We start from the raw sequence: 16,095 nt of genomic DNA, 5'->3' as shown, positions 1-16,095 counted from the left end.
TGTGGTCAGGGCGACGGCGGCGCGTCCACCGTGCCGTCGGGCGGCGGCAGGATGTCGGCGGCGATCCACGGGAAGACCCACGTGAACAGCGCGTACACGATCACCGCGAGCAGCACGAGCAGCTCGAGGACCTTCAGGGCAGCAGGGCCGGGCAGGATCCGCCAGACGAACGGGAAGATCACTTCGGCGTCTCCGAGAGTTCCTTGGGGGTGCCCTCCGAGACGGGCATCCAGTAGTCGAGCTTGGCGTGGGTCACGTAGCGCTCCTTGGCGGACCACATGGGGTGGCACGCGGTCAGGGTGAGCCAGCGGTCCTCGGCCGAGGGCGTGACACCCGGCTGGTTCGGCACCGGCGCGATCGTCTCGATCTTGTCCGGCGTGACGATCTGCGAGTCGGTGACCTTGTAGACGTACCAGACGTCGAAGTCCTTCTCCTCGTCGGTCACCCGGACGACGATCGCGTCGTCGGTCTTGAGCTCCGCGATCTGGTTGAGCGGCTTGCCGTACGTCACGCGGTGCCCGGCAACGGCGAAGTTGCCCTCGGCGCCCGGCATCGCGGTGTCCTGGTAGTGCCCGAGCCCGATCGTGTTGAGCACGCGCTCGCGGTCGGTGCCCTCACCGATCGGACGGAGGTAGTCGGCGCCGAAGCGGGGGATCTGCATCGTGCCGAACACGCTCGTGACCTCCGGCGGTTCGGCGAGCACGGGCGCCTCGCCCCGGTGCTCCGAGCCCTCGACCTTCGGCGCCGCGCGCTGCCCGAGGTCGTCGACGAGCTTCGTCTGCTCGTTCACGGCGACGACGTCCGTCCACCACGCGGTCCACACCACGTAGAGGCCCGTGCCGGCACCGGCGATGATCAGGAGCTCGGCCAGCAGCGAGACGAGCGCCCCGCCGACGGTCTGACGGCGTCGAGGGCGTCGTGGCGGCCGCGTGGCCTCGTCCTCGCGCGCCGAGCGGCGCGTCGGGGCGGTGTCGTGTGCGGTCACGGTGCTCCTGATCCGGATGGGGTGGTCGGACAGGTCTATCAGACCACGCCGACGAACAGGTGACGAGTCCTCGTACCTGTGGATGCCCACGGGGCCCGCTAGCGTGGACGGATGACCCCGGTGTTCCGACCGTTCCGCCCCGAAGACACCGAGGCGGTCGTCGCCCTGTGGGAAGCCTGTGGGTTGCTGCGTCCATGGAACGACCCGCGTCGTGACATCGCGCGGAAGGTCGCCGAGCAGCCCGAGCTCTTCCTGGTCGCCGAGCAGCCCGACCAGCCCGAGCAGCCCGAGCACGACGACGAGCGCACGGTCGTCGGCGTCGGCATGGCTGGGTACGACGGGCACCGCGGCTGGGTGAACTACCTGGCCGTCCGTCCCGACCTGCAGGGCTCCGGGCTCGGTCGCGCCTTCATGGCCGAGTTCGAACGGCTGCTCACCGAGCGCGGGTGCCCGAAGGTCAACGTGCAGGTGCGCGAGGGGAACGAGCAGGTCCTCGGGTTCTACGCCTCGCTCGGGTACGCCCCGGACCGCGCGGTCTCGCTCGGCAAGCGCCTCATCGCCGACGACTGACGCACGACGCCCGACGCCCGACGCCCGAGGCTCGACGCCCGCTAGGCCAGCGCCAGTCCGACCGCGGCCACGAACGCGAGCACGATCCCCGTCCACTGCACCGCGGTCAGCCGTTCGCGCAGCACGACGCCGGCGAGCACCACCGTGCCGATCGGGTACAGCGCGTTGAGGACGCTCACCACCGGGAGCGTGGCGTCGCCCGAACCGACGTGCAGCGCCGCCTGGATGCAGGCGTTCGCGAGGGCGTCGAGCACCCCGCACGCCACCACGGCGACCACCGTCGGCCGTGACCAGCGCGGCCAGCGGAACGGACCCCGCCACCGCACCGGCCCCGACCGCGCCGCCACCGCGACCGCCACGGCGCCGAGCAGCACCGTCTGCACCACCCGCCCGACCAGGAGCGTCGCGACCCCGGCGTCCCCGGGTGCCGCGTCGTACGCGAGCACGATCCCGCCGAACCCGCACCCCGCCACCGCTGCAGTGGCCACCCCGACCGCGGTCACCCGCGCACCCGAGGAGTCCCGCACCGCCGCGACCAGCACGACCGCGAGCACCGCGACCACGAGCGCGACCGACGCCGCGAACGACAGCACCGTCCCGCCCAGCAGCGCGACGACGACCGGGGTGAGCGCGGCGAACACCGCCGTCAGGGGCGACAGCACGCTCATCGGGCCGACGGCCAGCGCCCGGTACAGCAGCAGCACCGCCACGGACCCGGAGACACCCGCGGCCGTCCCCGCGACCACCGCGCCGGTCGAGAACGTCGCGCCCACGAGCGGCACCCCGGCACCGAGCGGGACCAGCCCGACCGCCGCAGCGGCGGCCGCGACGACCACGGCCCGGACCCGGCGTGCGGCGAGGCCGCCGAGGAAGTCGGCCGCCCCGTAGACGACCGCACCGGTCAGGCCGAGCAGGACGGAGAGCACGGCTCCCATCCTGCCCGTGCCGGTAGCCTGCGCGGGTGAGCGTTCCCTACCACCGCCTGCCCCGTGTCGATGCCCGTTGGCGCTGGTGGCGTCCGCTGGTCGCGCTCGCGTTCCTCGTCGGGTACTACGTCGTGACGCAGATCGTCCTCGCGGTGGCGTACTTCGTGCCGATCGGTGCGACGCAGGGCGCCGAGGGGCTGATCGGGTTCCAGGACGACCTGACGAGCGGCGCCCTCGACCCCACGGACCCGCTCATCCTGTCGCTGACCCTGCTGTCGCTCGTGGTGCTGCTGCCCGGCATCCTGCTCGCGGTGAAGATCGCCCGGATCGGCCCGGCGGGCATCCTGTCGTCGACGCGCTTCCGGGTGCGCTGGCGGTGGACGCTGTGGTGCCTGCTCCCCACGCTCGTCATCGCGATCCCGATGTTCCTGCTGCAGACGTGGGGGATGTTCTCGTTCGACGGCGGCTTCGGCTGGGACCATGACGCCATCGGGCAGTCGACGGTCTCGCCCGCCACCCTGACCTTCACGATCGTGATGGTCCTGGTGCTCGTGCCCTTCCAGGGTGCAGCGGAGGAGTACGTCTTCCGCGGTTTCCTGGTCCAGACGATCGCATCGTGGATCCCGGTGCGGATCGTCGGCGTCGTCGTCGCCGTCGCGGTGTCGACGGTCGTGTTCGCCGCGGGGCACATCCCGAACGGCTACAACGTGTGGGGCATCCTCGACGTCGGCTCGTTCGGGCTGATCGCCGCGATCATCGTGCTGCGGACCGGGGGCATGGAGGCCACCGTCCTCCAGCACGCCTTCAACAACATCATGATCTTCGTGCTGCAGGCCCCCGGCTGGTCGAAGGTCGACCTCGACGCCTCGGACGGCACCGCGGGTGGCTTCCTGGTCACGCTCGCGACCTCGCTCGCGTTCTGGGGCATGATCGAGCTCCTCGCGTGGTGGCGGGGGCTCGACCGTCGCTTCCCGGGACACGAGGCGCCCCGCTTCCGCGGTCCGGTTCCGGTCTGGGCGGGCGGTCGGCAGTGGACCCTGCCGGGAGGCACGGGCTGGGCAGCCGCACCGGCCCGCGGTCCCGAGACGGACCGGGACACGTCGGCGGCCGGCCCGGACGACGCGGTGCCTGTGGACGAGACGGTGGGTGTCGCCCCGCGCTCGTAGGCTGGGTGCATGAGCACGACGACCACGACCTCGCCGTCGCGGGCTGCCGCGCTCGACGTCCTGCACCGCGTGTGGGGGTACGACGCCTTCCGCGGCGAGCAGGCCGCGATCATCGACCAGGTCGTCTCCGGCGGCGACGCGCTCGTGCTCATGCCGACCGGTGGCGGCAAGTCGCTCTGCTACCAGGTGCCCGCGCTCGTCCGTGACGGCGTCGGCGTGGTCGTCTCGCCGCTCATCGCCCTCATGCAGGACCAGGTCGACGCCCTCGCCGCCAACGGTGTCCGCGCCGCGTTCCTCAACTCCACCCAGGGCCCCGACGAGCGCGCCCGGGTCGAACGGGCGGTCGTCTCCGGCGAGGTCGACATGCTCTACCTCGCGCCCGAGCGCCTGCGACTCGAGTCGACCCGATCCCTGCTCGACCGCGCACGCATCGCCCTGTTCGCCATCGACGAGGCACACTGTGTGGCCCAGTGGGGCCACGACTTCCGCCCCGACTACCTCGAGCTCAGCGTGCTGCACGAGCGCTGGCCGACGGTGCCGCGCGTCGCCCTCACCGCGACAGCGACGCCGCAGACCCACCGCGAGATCTCCGGCCGCCTCGGGCTCGACGACGCCGCGCACTTCGTGGCCGACTTCGACCGGCCGAACATCCAGTACCGCATCGAGCCGAAGACCGGTGCGCTGCAGCAGCTGCTGACGTTCATCCGCACCGAGCACAGCGGCGACGCCGGGATCGTCTACTGCCTGTCCCGCAACTCGGTCGAACGCACCGCGGCCGCCCTCGCCGACCAGGGGATCCCGGCGCTGCCGTACCACGCCGGCCTCGACGCGAAGGTCCGTGAGCGCAACCAGTCGACGTTCCTCCGTGAGGACGGCATCGTCATGGTCGCGACGATCGCCTTCGGCATGGGCATCGACAAGCCGGACGTGCGGTTCGTGGCGCACCTCGACCTGCCGAAGTCGGTCGAGGGGTACTACCAGGAGACCGGCCGTGCGGGTCGTGACGGGCTGCCCTCGACGGCGTGGCTCGCCTACGGGTTGAACGACGTCGTGCAGCAGCGCCGGATGATCGACCAGTCCGAGGGCGACGCGGCGCACCGGCGGCAGCTCAGCGCCCACCTCGACGCCATGCTCGCGCTGTGCGAGACGATCGAGTGCCGCCGGGTGCGGTTGCTGGCGTACTTCGGGCAGGAGTCCACGGCCTGCGGGAACTGCGACACCTGCATTGCGCCGCCCGAGCCGTGGGACGGCACCGTGCCCGCGCAGAAGTTCCTGTCGACCGTGGTCCGGCTGGAGCGTGAGCGCGGCCAGCGGTACGGCGTCGCGCACCTCGTGGACATCCTGGTCGGCAAGCAGTCGCCCCGCGTGCAGGAGCTGCGGCACGACTCGCTCGCCACGTTCGGCATCGGCAACGACCTGGGCGAGGGGGAGTGGCGTGCGGTCGCCCGGCAGCTCCTGGCGCAGGGCTACGCGGCGGTGTCGGGCGACGGCTTCGGCACGATCGTCCTCAGCCCCACGAGCGCCGAGGTCCTGAGCGGTCGTACGCGCGTGCTGATGCGTCGCGACCCGGTGAAGGCTCCGCGGGGTCAACGGGTGCGACGTCAGGCGGTCACCGACGTGCCGCAGGAGGCGCTCGGCCTGTTCGAGGCGCTGCGTGCCTGGCGTGCGGCGCAGGCCCGGGAGCAGGGGGTCCCCGCCTACGTGGTGTTCAACGACGCGACGCTGCGGGGGATCGCTGCGGTGAAGCCGGCGGACGAGGACGCCCTCAGCGAGATCTCCGGCATCGGCGGCGCGAAGCTCGAGCGCTACGGGCGCGCGGTCCTCGACGTGGTCGCAGCGCACGCGGACTGAGCCGCCGGCGGTCGCCACGCAGATGCATTCCGCAGACGGAATGTGGCCCGCCCGACGCTCACTACACTCGGAACCTCCCACGACGAGGAGGCCCGGTTGCCCGGTACGACGAAGTTCGCCACCACGATGAGCCGTGCGGTGGTGACCCCGCTCGCGCGCCTGGTCTGGCGACCGCGCATCGTGGGACGGAAGAACGTACCGAAGCACGGGCCGGTCATCCTGGCGAGCAACCACAGGTCCTTCATCGACTCCCCGGCGATCACCCTCATGGCGCCGCGCAAGGTGTCCTTCCTGGCCAAGCAGGAGTACTTCACCGGGACCGGTCTGCGCGGTGCGGTCTCGCGCGCGTTCTTCGGCGGGATCGGTGCCATCGGGGTCGAACGCGGAGCGGGAGCCGCGGCGCAGCACGCCCTCGACCTCGGGCTCGAGCGGCTCGAGGCCGGCGAGGCCTTCGCCATCTACCCCGAGGGCACCCGGTCCCTCGACGGTCGGCTCTACAAGGGTCGGACCGGCGTGGCCTGGCTGGCGCTGACGAGCGGGGCGCCGGTGGTGCCGGTCGCACTCACCGGCACCGAGGACGTGCAGCCCGTCGGCTCGCGGCTGCCGCGGCTCGCCCGCGTCACCATCGAGTTCGGTGCACCGATGGACCTGTCCCACTTCGGCGAGGCGTCGTCCGGCCGTGCACGGCGCCACGCGACCGACGCCGTGATGGACGCGATCCAGGCGTTGAGCGGGCAGGAACCCGCGAACGCCTACAACAATCCGCCGTCGACGATCGTCGAGCGGGTCAAGCAGGTGCTGCGGCGCGACGACCCGACGCAAGCGGTCGAGCCCGACTGATCCAGAACGCGCTATTGCACATTCGGAATATCAGTGGTTGAATCGTCCTCGTGCCCGAGGCACGAGCCCAGTCGGACCGCCCAGGACGGCCCGATCCACCACTGACCGGAAGGCAAGCAGCATGTCCTCCACGCCCCTCTTCGACTCGATCTCGCGTCGGGCCTCCCGCGCCGCGACCACGGCTCCGGAACAGGCGCAGCCCGCGGTGACCCTTCCGGCGGCACCGGCACCGGCCCCGACGGCGACGCCCGCTCCGGCAGCAGCGGTCTCCGTCACCGCCGCACGCACCCGGGTCGTCCCCGCACCCACCTCGCCGCTGACGGCTCCCGTGTCCCCGATGCGGTCCGCCCTGGTGCCGGCTGCCCTCGTCGCCGCGATCGACGAGATCCCGCAGCGGGTCGGGACCGCGCTCCCGAACGAGGTCGCCGTCACGCCCGACCAGCTCGCCCTGGTCGAAGCGGTGACCGATGCGATCACCCGCGCGGTCGTCGACGCCGTCGTCGGGGAGCTCGAGCGCATCACGCGCGACGGCGTCGTCCGCGGCTGAGCCGACCGGCACCGCCACCGATGACGGACGACGTCCGAACGTCCCGACACACCCGATCCCGACACACCCCATCCCGACCCACCCGATCCGACCTCCCGACACGATGACGACGACCACGACCGACAGCGCCCCCGGCTCGGCGCCGGCGGCACCGATCCGCCCCCGCGGAGCGGCCCGCCGAGCGGCGAACGACGCCACTGCCCGGTCCGTCCGTGTCGGCCACCAGACCGCCGAGGCGGCGGTCCCCCCTGCCGCCGCCTCGGTGTCCACCACCACCACCACCGCCATCGACGACGCTCGGTCCGGAGCAGCCCTGCCGAGTCGTCGTGACCTCCGCACCCCTCGCCGGTCCGCCGATCGTCCCGGCAGGCTCGGCAAGCACAACAAGCACAACAAGCACAACAAGCACGGCCTGCGCGTACCCGACCTGCGCGTGCCCGACCCGCGCATCTCCGGGCGACCCGGGCGTGACCGGCGCGTCCCCGAGCTCCGCAGGGGCGTCGCTGTCGGTCGGCCTCAGCGTCCCGCGGCGCTGCCGGCGGCCCGATCGGGGTCGTCCTCGCGACTCCTCCCGGTGACGGCGTCCGCCCTCGCAGCCTGCCTGGTCGTCTCCGTGTCGACCCCGGCCGCCGCACTCGACGACCCCACCGGGTTCGGTCTCGGCGCCGCACCCGCATCCGCACCCGCGCACCAGGTCGCCCCGGCGCCGGAGCAGCACTACCGCGTCGCGTCCGGCGTCACCGTCACCGTCGTCCGCGACGGCTTCGACGTGCAGGCGACCCGGGCGGGTGGCGATCGACACGGCCGCGTGCAGATCACGACGGGCTCGGACGTGGTCCGTCCCGTCGCGGGGACGATCCCGACCGCCGGAGGCTTCGGCGGTCGGCAGGTCGCCGGGTGTGGTGCGTGCTCGACGAACCACCACGGGCTCGACTTCGCCGCGGCATCCGGAACGCCCGTCGTCGCCGCGATGCCCGGACGGGTCGTGTCCGCCGGGCCGCTCGGCGGGTACGGCAACCAGGTGCTCCTCGCACATCCGGACGGCACGCAGACGCGGTACGGGCACCTGTCCCGCATCGACGTCCTGCCCGGGCAGACGCTGTCGGCCGGCGAACAGCTCGGCGCCGTGGGCAGCACCGGGGTCTCCACCGGCCCGCACCTGCACTTCGAGGTCATCGTCGGCGGGACGCCGATCGATCCGGCCCCGTGGCTGGCCGCTCGCGGCCTGCTCTGAACGGGTCGCACCGGCGACGGGTGTCGGCGTCCGCACGCCGACCGGGCCAGGCTGGTCGGGTCAGGCTGGTCGGGCCGCGCAGGCGTAGCGTCGAGAGCGACGTCGGCAGGGTGCCGGACGCAGGACGGAGACAGTGGTGCGCGTGACGGTGCTGGGTACGGGGACGATGGGTGCAGGGGTCGCGGGATCGCTGCTGCGCGAGGGCCACCGGGTGACCGTGTGGAACCGCAGCGCCGACAAGGCCCGCCCGCTCGGCGACGCCGGCGCCACCGTGGCGACGGACGCTGCCGCGGCGGTCAGCGACGCCGAGGTCGTCCTGCTGACGCTCTTCGACACCGATGCGGTCGTCGACGTCCTCGAGACCGCTGCCGGGGACGCTCCCGCGGACGCCGTGTGGGTGCAGGCATCGACCATCGGCGTCGCGGGGACCGAGACCGTGGTGCAGTTGGCCGAGAAGTACGGCATCACCCTCGTCGAGGCGATGATGCTCGGCACGAAGGCCCCGGCGGAGCAGGGCAAGCTCACCATGCTCGCCGCCGGCCCGTCGGACGTGCTCGACCGTGTGGACCCGGTGCTCGACGCCATCGGGGCGAAGACCGTCCGCGCGGGGGAGCGGGTCGGCGACGGTACGGCCCTGAAGCTCGCGGCCAACGCCTGGGTCGCGTCGATCACCGCCGCCACCGGCCAGTCGCTCGCGATCGCCCGTGCGCTCGGACTCGACCCGCAGCTGTTCCTCGACGCGATCGACGGCACCGCGAGCGACTCGCCCTACGCGCACACGAAGGGTGCAGCGATGATCGGCGGTGACCTGGCGCCACAGTTCGCCCTCGACGGCCTGCGGAAGGACATCGGGCTGATCGGCGACGCGGCACGGACCGCGGGGGTGTCGACGACCCTCCTCGACGCGCTCGACCGGGTCTACGCCGACGCCAGTGCAGCCGGGCACGGCGCCGACGACATCGCTGCGGTGGGCACCGCCTTCGCCGACGACCAGCGGTAGGCCGCCAGCCGGGTCAGTCTCGGCGCAGCCAGCGCAGCACGGCGCCGCGGAGCCGTCCGACGGCCTCGTCGTTCATCGTGTTCGCCAGGTCGAAGGCCTCCCGCGCGGGGTCGGCGCCGTTCCGGATGCGCCGGAGTGCGGCGTCGGCCCGGGCACGCGCGTCGAGCTCGGCGAGCGGCATGTCGTCCTCGGGGTCGCGCGCGTGCTCGCGGCCCGGCTCCTGCGACCGCGGACCGAGCGGTGGGACCCCGACGGGTTCGTCCGGTGCGCTGGGCATGGGACGAGGCTACGCGGAGCGCTCCGTGTCGGCCGCGTCCTCGTCGTGGTCGACGACCCGGGCCATCTCCTCGAGGAACGCGACGATGACCGACATGTCGGTCTGGGGCAGGTGCTCGGCGACCTCGATCGCGCGCGTGTCGAGCTGGTCGATCACCCGCAGCACCTGCCGCATCGACCCGCCGGACGCGGTGAGGATGACCCCGCGGCGGTCGTGGGGGTCGGGGTGTCGTTCGACGTGACCGCTGCGGACGAGTCGGTCCACGAGTGCCGACGTCGACGCCGGCGTGATCTCGAGTCGGTCGGCGAGTTCCTTCGCGTTGACGGAGCGTCCCTCGGACTCGGCGTCCAGCAGGACCCGGAGCGCGAGCAGTGCGTTCTCGCCGATGCCGAGTGCCTCGCGCGCCCGGCGCTGGGCAGCGCTCTCGGCACTCCGGTACCTACGGAGCGCGTTCAGTACGTCCACCGCGTCGACCCTGGATCCTGACCCGTACCAGAAGCCCGTGGTGGTGTTCGTCACCTCGGTCGTCATACGGACAATGCTAGACGCTCTAGTTAGATTGTCTAGCGAGTGTCCCCTGGGAGCGCGTCTGCCGGATGGCTCGCAACACCCGTGACGCGGTCCCGAAACACCGCCGCAACGCCCGCTCGGTAGCTTCGCCGCATGCAGGAGCCGACGTGCTGAGCCGACTCGCGGGGAGCGTGTTCCACGTCGGGAGCGCGGTGGAGCGGGCCGACGTGGTCGCGAGGATGCTCGACGTCTACGTCGTCCGGCCCGACGCGGGTGTGGTCGAGGAGGAGTCCACGGTCGGCTCCGTGCTGCACCGCGTCGTGGGGGCACGCGCGCCCGCACGACGCCGTGAGCGTGCGGCCGTCGTCGAGTCGCTCGCGCTCGACCGGCACGAACCCGCCTCGGTCGCACACGCGGTCGGTGTGGCACGGGACCACGCCCGTCGCGCGCGCGAGGTCGTGTCCACCGAGCTCTGGGACTGCCTCGACGTCACCCGGTCGCGCATGCCGCGCAAGGTCGCCGTCGACCGGGCGCACGAGTTCCTCGCGTGGGTGCGGGAACGGAGCGCGCTGGCCGTCGGCGTCGTCGAGGGTGACGTCAGCCGCGACGAGGTGTGGGAGTTCTTCACCCTGGGCAGGTCCCTGCTGCGGTGCGGCCTCACGGCGCGGTTGCTGGCGTCGTCGCTCGTCGATGCGGGGTCGGCGGCGTCGTGGACCACCGCGCTGCGGGCGTGCGGTGCCGGCGAGGCCTTCCGGCGGGGGCGCGACCACCACGGCGTCGATCCGCGGGACGCCGCCGGGTTCCTGCTCCACGAGTCGCACAGTCCGCGGTCGCTCGCGTTCCTCGCGGCGCGCGCCGACGACTGCCTCGCGGACGTCGCGCCCGCCTGCGTGGGGGACCAGGTCGCCGCGTTCCGGGTCGCGCGTTCGGCGCTCGGACGCGTGGAGGTCGGTGCTCCGGACCGGATCCGAGCCGCCGCCGAGGGACTCGCCGCCGCGGTCGACGCCGTCGTCGCGGCGCTCGAGGACCGCGTCTTCACGGTCGCGACCCCCGCGCGCTGAGCTGCGGTCGTCGGGCGGGGCACAGCGCCGGACGGGAGGATCGTGGCGGGCTGGCACCGTGCCTCCCGGCCGGCATCCCGTCGCGGTGCGCGCGCGGCGGGGGTGGCCCGTGCCTCCTGGCCGACGGTCCCGACGCTCAGACCGAGCTGGACCGGTCCGCCACCGCCTCGTCGCGCTCCAGGTCGCGCCGCAGCGCGGCACGCGACGCCCGCGTGCCGACCACCGGCACCGCGTGCGTGACCGCGAGGTGCAGTCGGGCGTCGGCGTCGTACCGCAGCCGCAGGTGTTCCCAGCGGACGAGCCAGACCAGGGCGATCGCGAGCGCGACGAAGCCCGACGCGGCTCCCACCACGATCGCCCAGCGTGGCCCCCACGCATCCGCGACGGCGCCCACCACCGGGGCGCCGATCGGCGTGCCCCCGGCGAAGATCGCCATGTACAGCGCCATCACGCGACCGCGCATCGCGGGCTTCGTGGTGGTCTGCACGAGCGCGTTGGCCGTGGTCATGAAGGTGAGCGAGGCCAGGCCGACGAAGACGAGCACGACCGCGAAGGTCCAGTACGTCGGGGCGAGGGCCGCCGCCGTGCACGCCAGGCCGAAGCCGGCCGAGGCGACGACGAGGGTCCGCATCCGCGGGCGGTCCCGCCGGGCGGAGAGGAGCGCGCCGGCGACCGAACCGATCGCCATGACGGAGTTCAGCAGGCCGAACTCGCCGGCACCCTTGCCGAACTCGACCCGCGCCATGGTCGAGGTGAAGATGGGGAAGTTCACGCCGAAGGTCCCCACGACGAAGATCATGCAGAGCACCACGATGATGTCCGGACGGGTCCGCACGTAGGTGAAGCCGGCGAGGATCTGCCCCTTCCCGCGCTTCGCGCGCACGCGTTCGGCGAGCTGGGCTGGGTCGACGAAGCGGAGCGCGACGAGGACGGCCAGGAACGAGCCGGCGTTGATGACGAACACCCAGCCGGACCCGATCGCGGCGATGAGCACCCCCGCGACCGCGGGCCCGATGAGCCGGGCGGCGTTGAAGGACGCCGAGTTCAGCGCAACGGCGTTCGAGACGTGCTCGCCCTGCACGACGTCGGAGACGAACGCCTGCCGGATCGGGGTGTCGAACGCGGCGACGATGCCGAGCGCCAGGGCGAAGCCGTACAGGGACCACAGGGTCGCCGTGTCGGTGAGGACCATGATCCCGAGGCCGAGCCCGAGGGCGCCCATGAGTCCCTGCGTCAGCATGAGCATCCGCCGCCGGTCGAAGCGGTCCGCGGCCAGGCCGGTCAGCGGGAGCAGGAGCAGCTGCGGACCGAACTGCAGCGCCATCGTGATGCCGACCGCGATCGCGTCGTTGTCGGACAGCTTCGTCAGGACGATCCAGTCCTGGGCGGTGCGCTGCATCCAGGTGCCGACGTTGGAGACCAGGGCCCCGGCGAACCAGATGCGGTAGTTGCGGGTGGACAGGGAGCGGAACAGGGCGGTCACTGCTGGGCAAGCCTCCTCATGATCTCGGTGGCCTCGGCGAGGGTGCGGCGCTCGGTGGCGGTCAGGGTCGTGAGGCGCGGAGAGAGCCAGTCGTCGCGGCGGCGCCGGGTCTCCTCGACGAAGGTCGCTCCGGCCGGGGTCGCGGCGAGCAGGACCTTGCGGCGGTCGTCGCCGTGGTCGACCTTGGACACGAGGCCGCGGTCCACGAGCACCGCCACCGACTTCGTCATGCTCGGCGGTGTGACGCCGTCCTGCCGGCTGAGCTCGGCGAGGGTCATGGCGCCCTCGCGGTGCAGTCGCGCGAGGGCCGAGAACTGGCCGTCCGTCATGCTCGCGTCGACCTTCTGTGCGCGCAGCGTCCGGGACAACCGGGCCACCGCGACGCGGAGGTCGGTGGCGAGTGAGGTGTCGGGCACGACCGTTAGCCTACCTCATTAGTTCAGCGAACGAACTGGTCTGCGCGAGGTGTACGCTGCGTACGCAACACGTGTTGCTTTGTGCACGATCGACGGAACGTCGAGGAAGAAGGAGAACATGTCCGAGTTCGAGGGCAGGGTCGCCGTCGTCACCGGTGGCGGCAGCGGCATCGGGGCTGCGATCGCGAAGGAGCTCGCGGCCGCGGGCGCGCGGGTCGTCGTCACCGACATCAAGGCCGAGGCCGCGCAGCGCGTCGTGGCCGAGATCGAGGGCGCCGGGGGCACCGCGAGTGCGTTCGAGGCGAACTCCGCGGTCGCGGGCGACAACGAGCGGATGGTCCAGCACGCGGTCGACACCTACGGCGCGCTCCACCTCGCGGTGAACAACGCCGGCATCGGTGCGGCTCCCCAGCCCATCGGCGAGTACGACGTCGAGGCGTGGGACCGGGTCCGCGCGGTCGACCTCGACGGCGTCTTCTACGGGCTCCGCTACGAGATCCCGGCGATCCTGGCTGCCGGTGGTGGCGCGATCGTGAACATGGCGTCGGTTCTGGGGTCGGTCGGCATCGCGCACAACGCCGCGTACGTGGCGTCGAAGCACGCGCTCGTCGGGCTGACCAAGGTCGCGGCGCTCGAGTACACGGCGCAGGGTGTCCGCACGAACGCGGTCGGTCCCGGGTTCATCGACACCCCGCTCGTCCGGTCGTCGCTCTCCGCCGAGGAGCTCGCGGCGCTCGAGGGTGAGCACGCGGCGAAGCGGCTCGGTACCGATGCCGAGGTCGCAGCGCTCGTGCTGTTCCTGCTGAGCGACAAGGCCTCGTTCATCAGCGGCAGCTACCACCTGGTCGACGGCGGGTACTCCGCGCACTGACCCCGGAGCGGGTGTACTTGGTCGGATCGGGCGTACCCGGTGAGAGCGGGCGTACCTGATCGCAACGATCGACCAGGTACGCCCGTTCTCACCTTCCATCGCAGGTGCGATGGGAAAGAACGGGCGAACGGGAGGCGCGGCGCGGCTCGAGCGCGCCGTCTCGCCAGCGCGGACGCGACGAGCATGGTGGCGCGCCTGGTCGGTCCGGGCGTACCTGGTCGGTCCGGGCGTACCTGGTCGGAACTTCCGGTCAGGTACGCCCGTTCTCTCCATGCATCGCGAGTGTCATGGGAAGGAGCGGGCAGACAGGAGGCGCGACCCGAGTCCCCGACGTCGAGCACGCTGGTCGCGCCTCCCCGTCCCGGCGCGTGGTGCCGATGGACCGTCGGCTCGCGTCGGGCGCTCAGCCTGCGTCGGGCGCGAGGATCGCGTCGTGGGGGAGCAGCGCGTGCACGCCCCAGGTCCGGTTCGCGACCTGGGTGATGCGCATGCTCACCGCGACGCTCGCCATCGCCAGTGCCTGCCCGCGGGTGATCCCGTGCAGCCCGACGATCCAGTCGACCATCCGATCGAGCGCCGTCGTCGTCGCCGTGTTGAGGTCGGCGTCGAACCCGAACGTGATGCGGCCGGCAGGGGTGTCGGCGTGGACGCCCTCGACCGGGGCGTGGTCGAGCAGGGACAGCGTCATCGTGGTGGTCATGCCGCACTCGACCGCGGTGCCGGAGACCTCGCCGTCGCCCTGTGCGGCGTGCCCGTCCCCGACGGAGAGCAGCGCGTCCGGCACGGTGACGGGCAGGTACAGCGTCGCGCCGGCGACCAGTTCTCGGCAGTCGATGTTGCCCCCGCCGAGCGGACGCGGCGGGATCGTCGAGTGCTCCCCGGTGGGCTCCGGCGGCAGACCGACCACGCCGAGGAACGGCGCGGTCCGGACGCCCAGCCCGAGCTGGTTCCACGCCGTGCCGGCGTCCGCGTCGACGTCCCAGAGCAGCGGCCCGCGCGACGCAGCGTCGACGAGCCCGAGCGCCCGGTTGACCGGGGTGTCGACGCCGCCGGACCCGGTGTAGCCCCAGTCGTCCGGCACCAGCGCGTCGAAGCGCACGGCGAGCACCTGTCCGGGTCGCGCTCCCGCGACCGCGATCGGTCCGACCAGGCAGTGCCCGCGTCGCGGATCGAGGAGCGTCGGCGCGTCCGCCCCCGGCGCGGCCAGCCGTTCGGTGTAGCCCGCGGCGCTCAGCGTCCGAACGGTCACGGTGTCACCGTCCTCGACGCGGAGCACGGGCTCGCGTTCCGCGGTGAGGACGTCGACAGCGGTGTCGGGCGAGGCATCGATGCGGTGGGAGGTCACCGGTCGATCCTCCCAGGCGTGCAGCGTTCCTGGTGGACATGCGCAGGCTCCGAGCCGGCTGCGTGGACGCCGGACGGACACGCCACGGACCGCCTGCGCCGCCCCCACGTCTGCGAGGATCGACCCGTGCCCACCTTCTCCGCCGCTCGAGGGGACTCCTCGTTCACCGACGCGCACGGCGTCGAGATCGTCTACTCGACCTGGCGCGCCGCCAGGCCGAAGGGCATCGTGCAGATCGCGCACGGCGTCGGGGAGCACGGACTCCGGTACGAGCCGCTGGCGCAGGACCTCGTGCGTGCCGGGTACACCGTGCACGCGAACGACCACCGCGGGCACGGCCGGACCGGTCTGGCGCAGTGGGACGGGGACCACGCGCGGCTCGGACGGCTCGGACCCGGTGGCCTGCGGGCGGCGATCGCGGCCGTGGAGCAGATGAGCGACGTCGCCCGCGCGCAGGACCCCGGCGTCCCGCTCGTGCTCGTCGGGCACTCGTGGGGGTCGCTCATGGCACAGCGGATCGTGAACACCTCGTCGGAGCGGTACGACGGGGTCGTGCTCTCCGCCACGGCGTACCGACTGCCCGGGTGGATGAACAGCGGCGACCTGAACGCCCGGCACGCGGGCTCCGGACCGACGAAGTTCGAGTGGATCACGCGCGACCGGGCCGTCATCGACGCGATCGCCGCCGACCCGCTCGCGGTCGAGGCCGACGTGATCAAGCTCTTCGGCGTCCGTGACGCCGCGCGGCTGCTCGGCGTGCCACGCCGAGGCATCCCGCACGACCTGCCGATCCTGCTGCAGGTCGGATCGGACGACACCCTCGGCGGCCCCCGTTCCGTGGAGCGGCTCGCCCAGGCGTACCGCCGTCGCGGTCGGCTGTCGGACGTCCAGGTCCACGTCTACGACGGGGCGCGGCACGAGGTCTACAACGAGACGAACCGCGACGAGGTGGTCGCCGACCTGATCGCGTGGCTCGACCGCCACGTGGCGCGCTGACGCGACGGGCTGCCGGA

At 72.7% G+C, this 16,095-nt stretch carries 18 protein-coding genes; 10 read left to right on the top strand and 8 right to left on the bottom strand.

Annotation, left to right across the window (positions count from 1 at the left end; genetic code table 11):
• Positions 1 to 5: 5 nt before the first annotated feature.
• The gene (locus JOD95_RS06405; RefSeq protein ID WP_158407726.1) at positions 6 to 182 is read right to left on the bottom strand and encodes a hypothetical protein; all 177 of its coding nucleotides are present in this window, start codon (positions 180 to 182) and stop codon (positions 6 to 8) included.
• Positions 179 to 985 (bottom strand): class E sortase, encoded by an 807-nt coding sequence (locus tag JOD95_RS06400; RefSeq protein ID WP_235426468.1) that lies wholly within the window; start codon positions 983 to 985, stop codon positions 179 to 181. The genes JOD95_RS06405 and JOD95_RS06400 overlap by 4 nt, the downstream gene beginning before the upstream one ends.
• A gap of 111 nt (positions 986 to 1,096) precedes the next feature.
• On the opposite strand from JOD95_RS06400, the gene JOD95_RS06395 reads away from it, so the two are divergent.
• Entirely contained in the window at positions 1,097 to 1,555 is a 459-nt protein-coding gene (locus JOD95_RS06395; RefSeq protein WP_209683978.1) for a GNAT family acetyltransferase, read from the top strand.
• A gap of 41 nt (positions 1,556 to 1,596) precedes the next feature.
• Here JOD95_RS06395 and JOD95_RS06390 read toward each other — a convergent pair whose 3' ends face one another.
• Entirely contained in the window at positions 1,597 to 2,481 is an 885-nt protein-coding gene (locus JOD95_RS06390) for an EamA family transporter (RefSeq protein ID WP_209683976.1), read from the bottom strand.
• Between the two features lie 35 nt (positions 2,482 to 2,516).
• On the opposite strand from JOD95_RS06390, the gene JOD95_RS16890 reads away from it, so the two are divergent.
• The 6 genes from JOD95_RS16890 to JOD95_RS06360 all read left to right on the top strand — a co-directional run bounded on the left by JOD95_RS16890 (position 2,517) and on the right by JOD95_RS06360 (position 9,119).
• On the top strand, positions 2,517 to 3,647 hold the full coding sequence (locus JOD95_RS16890) for a CPBP family intramembrane glutamic endopeptidase (RefSeq protein WP_209683974.1): 1,131 nt from the start codon (positions 2,517 to 2,519) through the stop codon (positions 3,645 to 3,647).
• A gap of 9 nt (positions 3,648 to 3,656) precedes the next feature.
• Complete coding sequence (recQ, locus tag JOD95_RS06380) at positions 3,657 to 5,498, top strand: DNA helicase RecQ (RefSeq protein WP_209683972.1); 1,842 nt, start codon at positions 3,657 to 3,659, stop codon at positions 5,496 to 5,498.
• A gap of 126 nt (positions 5,499 to 5,624) precedes the next feature.
• Positions 5,625 to 6,338, top strand: a complete 714-nt coding sequence (locus tag JOD95_RS06375; protein ID WP_081985203.1) for a 1-acyl-sn-glycerol-3-phosphate acyltransferase — start codon at positions 5,625 to 5,627, stop codon at positions 6,336 to 6,338.
• A gap of 121 nt (positions 6,339 to 6,459) precedes the next feature.
• Positions 6,460 to 6,885 carry a hypothetical protein gene (locus JOD95_RS06370; protein WP_209683971.1) on the top strand — a complete coding sequence of 142 codons (426 nt, stop codon included), beginning with the start codon at positions 6,460 to 6,462 and terminating at the stop codon, positions 6,883 to 6,885.
• Between the two features lie 103 nt (positions 6,886 to 6,988).
• The gene (locus tag JOD95_RS06365) at positions 6,989 to 8,119 is read left to right on the top strand and encodes a M23 family metallopeptidase (protein ID WP_209683969.1); all 1,131 of its coding nucleotides are present in this window, start codon (positions 6,989 to 6,991) and stop codon (positions 8,117 to 8,119) included.
• Positions 8,120 to 8,261: 142 nt separating this feature from the next.
• The gene (locus tag JOD95_RS06360) at positions 8,262 to 9,119 is read left to right on the top strand and encodes an NAD(P)-dependent oxidoreductase (protein WP_209683967.1); all 858 of its coding nucleotides are present in this window, start codon (positions 8,262 to 8,264) and stop codon (positions 9,117 to 9,119) included.
• Between the two features lie 13 nt (positions 9,120 to 9,132).
• On the opposite strand, the gene JOD95_RS06355 is transcribed toward JOD95_RS06360, so the two are convergent.
• Positions 9,133 to 9,396 (bottom strand): hypothetical protein, encoded by a 264-nt coding sequence (locus tag JOD95_RS06355; RefSeq protein ID WP_066652222.1) that lies wholly within the window; start codon positions 9,394 to 9,396, stop codon positions 9,133 to 9,135.
• Positions 9,397 to 9,405: 9 nt separating this feature from the next.
• Positions 9,406 to 9,927, bottom strand: coding sequence for a MarR family winged helix-turn-helix transcriptional regulator (locus tag JOD95_RS06350; protein ID WP_066652224.1), 522 nt, complete (start codon positions 9,925 to 9,927; stop codon positions 9,406 to 9,408).
• 146 nt (positions 9,928 to 10,073) lie between these two features.
• Here JOD95_RS06350 and JOD95_RS06345 point away from each other — a divergent pair, with 146 nt between their 5' ends.
• Entirely contained in the window at positions 10,074 to 10,967 is an 894-nt protein-coding gene (locus tag JOD95_RS06345; RefSeq protein WP_209683965.1) for an alpha-E domain-containing protein, read from the top strand.
• 136 nt (positions 10,968 to 11,103) lie between these two features.
• Here the strand turns inward: JOD95_RS06345 and JOD95_RS06340 are convergent, their stop codons facing one another.
• Both JOD95_RS06340 and JOD95_RS06335 read right to left on the bottom strand, forming a co-directional pair.
• Entirely contained in the window at positions 11,104 to 12,450 is a 1,347-nt protein-coding gene (locus JOD95_RS06340; protein ID WP_066652228.1) for an MFS transporter, read from the bottom strand.
• The gene (locus JOD95_RS06335; RefSeq protein WP_307810393.1) at positions 12,447 to 12,866 is read right to left on the bottom strand and encodes a MarR family transcriptional regulator; all 420 of its coding nucleotides are present in this window, start codon (positions 12,864 to 12,866) and stop codon (positions 12,447 to 12,449) included. The genes JOD95_RS06340 and JOD95_RS06335 overlap by 4 nt, the downstream gene beginning before the upstream one ends.
• A 118-nt stretch (positions 12,867 to 12,984) precedes the next feature.
• On the opposite strand from JOD95_RS06335, the gene JOD95_RS06330 reads away from it, so the two are divergent.
• Positions 12,985 to 13,737, top strand: coding sequence for an SDR family NAD(P)-dependent oxidoreductase (locus tag JOD95_RS06330; RefSeq protein ID WP_066657758.1), 753 nt, complete (start codon positions 12,985 to 12,987; stop codon positions 13,735 to 13,737).
• A gap of 403 nt (positions 13,738 to 14,140) precedes the next feature.
• On the opposite strand, the gene JOD95_RS06325 is transcribed toward JOD95_RS06330, so the two are convergent.
• Positions 14,141 to 15,082 carry an acetamidase/formamidase family protein gene (locus tag JOD95_RS06325; RefSeq protein WP_209683963.1) on the bottom strand — a complete coding sequence of 314 codons (942 nt, stop codon included), beginning with the start codon at positions 15,080 to 15,082 and terminating at the stop codon, positions 14,141 to 14,143.
• Positions 15,083 to 15,208: 126 nt separating this feature from the next.
• Between JOD95_RS06325 and JOD95_RS06320 the strand changes: the two genes are divergently transcribed.
• Positions 15,209 to 16,078, top strand: coding sequence for an alpha/beta hydrolase (locus JOD95_RS06320; protein ID WP_066657760.1), 870 nt, complete (start codon positions 15,209 to 15,211; stop codon positions 16,076 to 16,078).
• Positions 16,079 to 16,095 lie beyond the last annotated feature (17 nt).

The sequence above is a fragment of the Curtobacterium sp. 1310 genome, assembly GCF_017834105.1.
Classification (GTDB): Bacteria; Actinomycetota; Actinomycetes; order Actinomycetales; family Microbacteriaceae; genus Curtobacterium.
This window is presented reverse-complemented; position numbering and strand designations above follow the sequence as displayed.

Coding starts and splice junctions, on each gene's coding strand:
- JOD95_RS06330 (WP_066657758.1), top strand. CDS start 12,985: ATGTCCGAGTTCGAGGGCAGGGTCGCCGTCGTCACCGGTGGCGGCAGC.
- JOD95_RS06395 (WP_209683978.1), top strand. CDS start 1,097: ATGACCCCGGTGTTCCGACCGTTCCGCCCCGAAGACACCGAGGCGGTC.
- JOD95_RS06355 (WP_066652222.1), bottom strand. CDS start 9,396: ATGCCCAGCGCACCGGACGAACCCGTCGGGGTCCCACCGCTCGGTCCG.
- JOD95_RS06375 (WP_081985203.1), top strand. CDS start 5,625: ATGAGCCGTGCGGTGGTGACCCCGCTCGCGCGCCTGGTCTGGCGACCG.
- JOD95_RS06370 (WP_209683971.1), top strand. CDS start 6,460: ATGTCCTCCACGCCCCTCTTCGACTCGATCTCGCGTCGGGCCTCCCGC.
- JOD95_RS06365 (WP_209683969.1), top strand. CDS start 6,989: ATGACGACGACCACGACCGACAGCGCCCCCGGCTCGGCGCCGGCGGCA.
- recQ (WP_209683972.1), top strand. CDS start 3,657: ATGAGCACGACGACCACGACCTCGCCGTCGCGGGCTGCCGCGCTCGAC.
- JOD95_RS06350 (WP_066652224.1), bottom strand. CDS start 9,927: ATGACGACCGAGGTGACGAACACCACCACGGGCTTCTGGTACGGGTCA.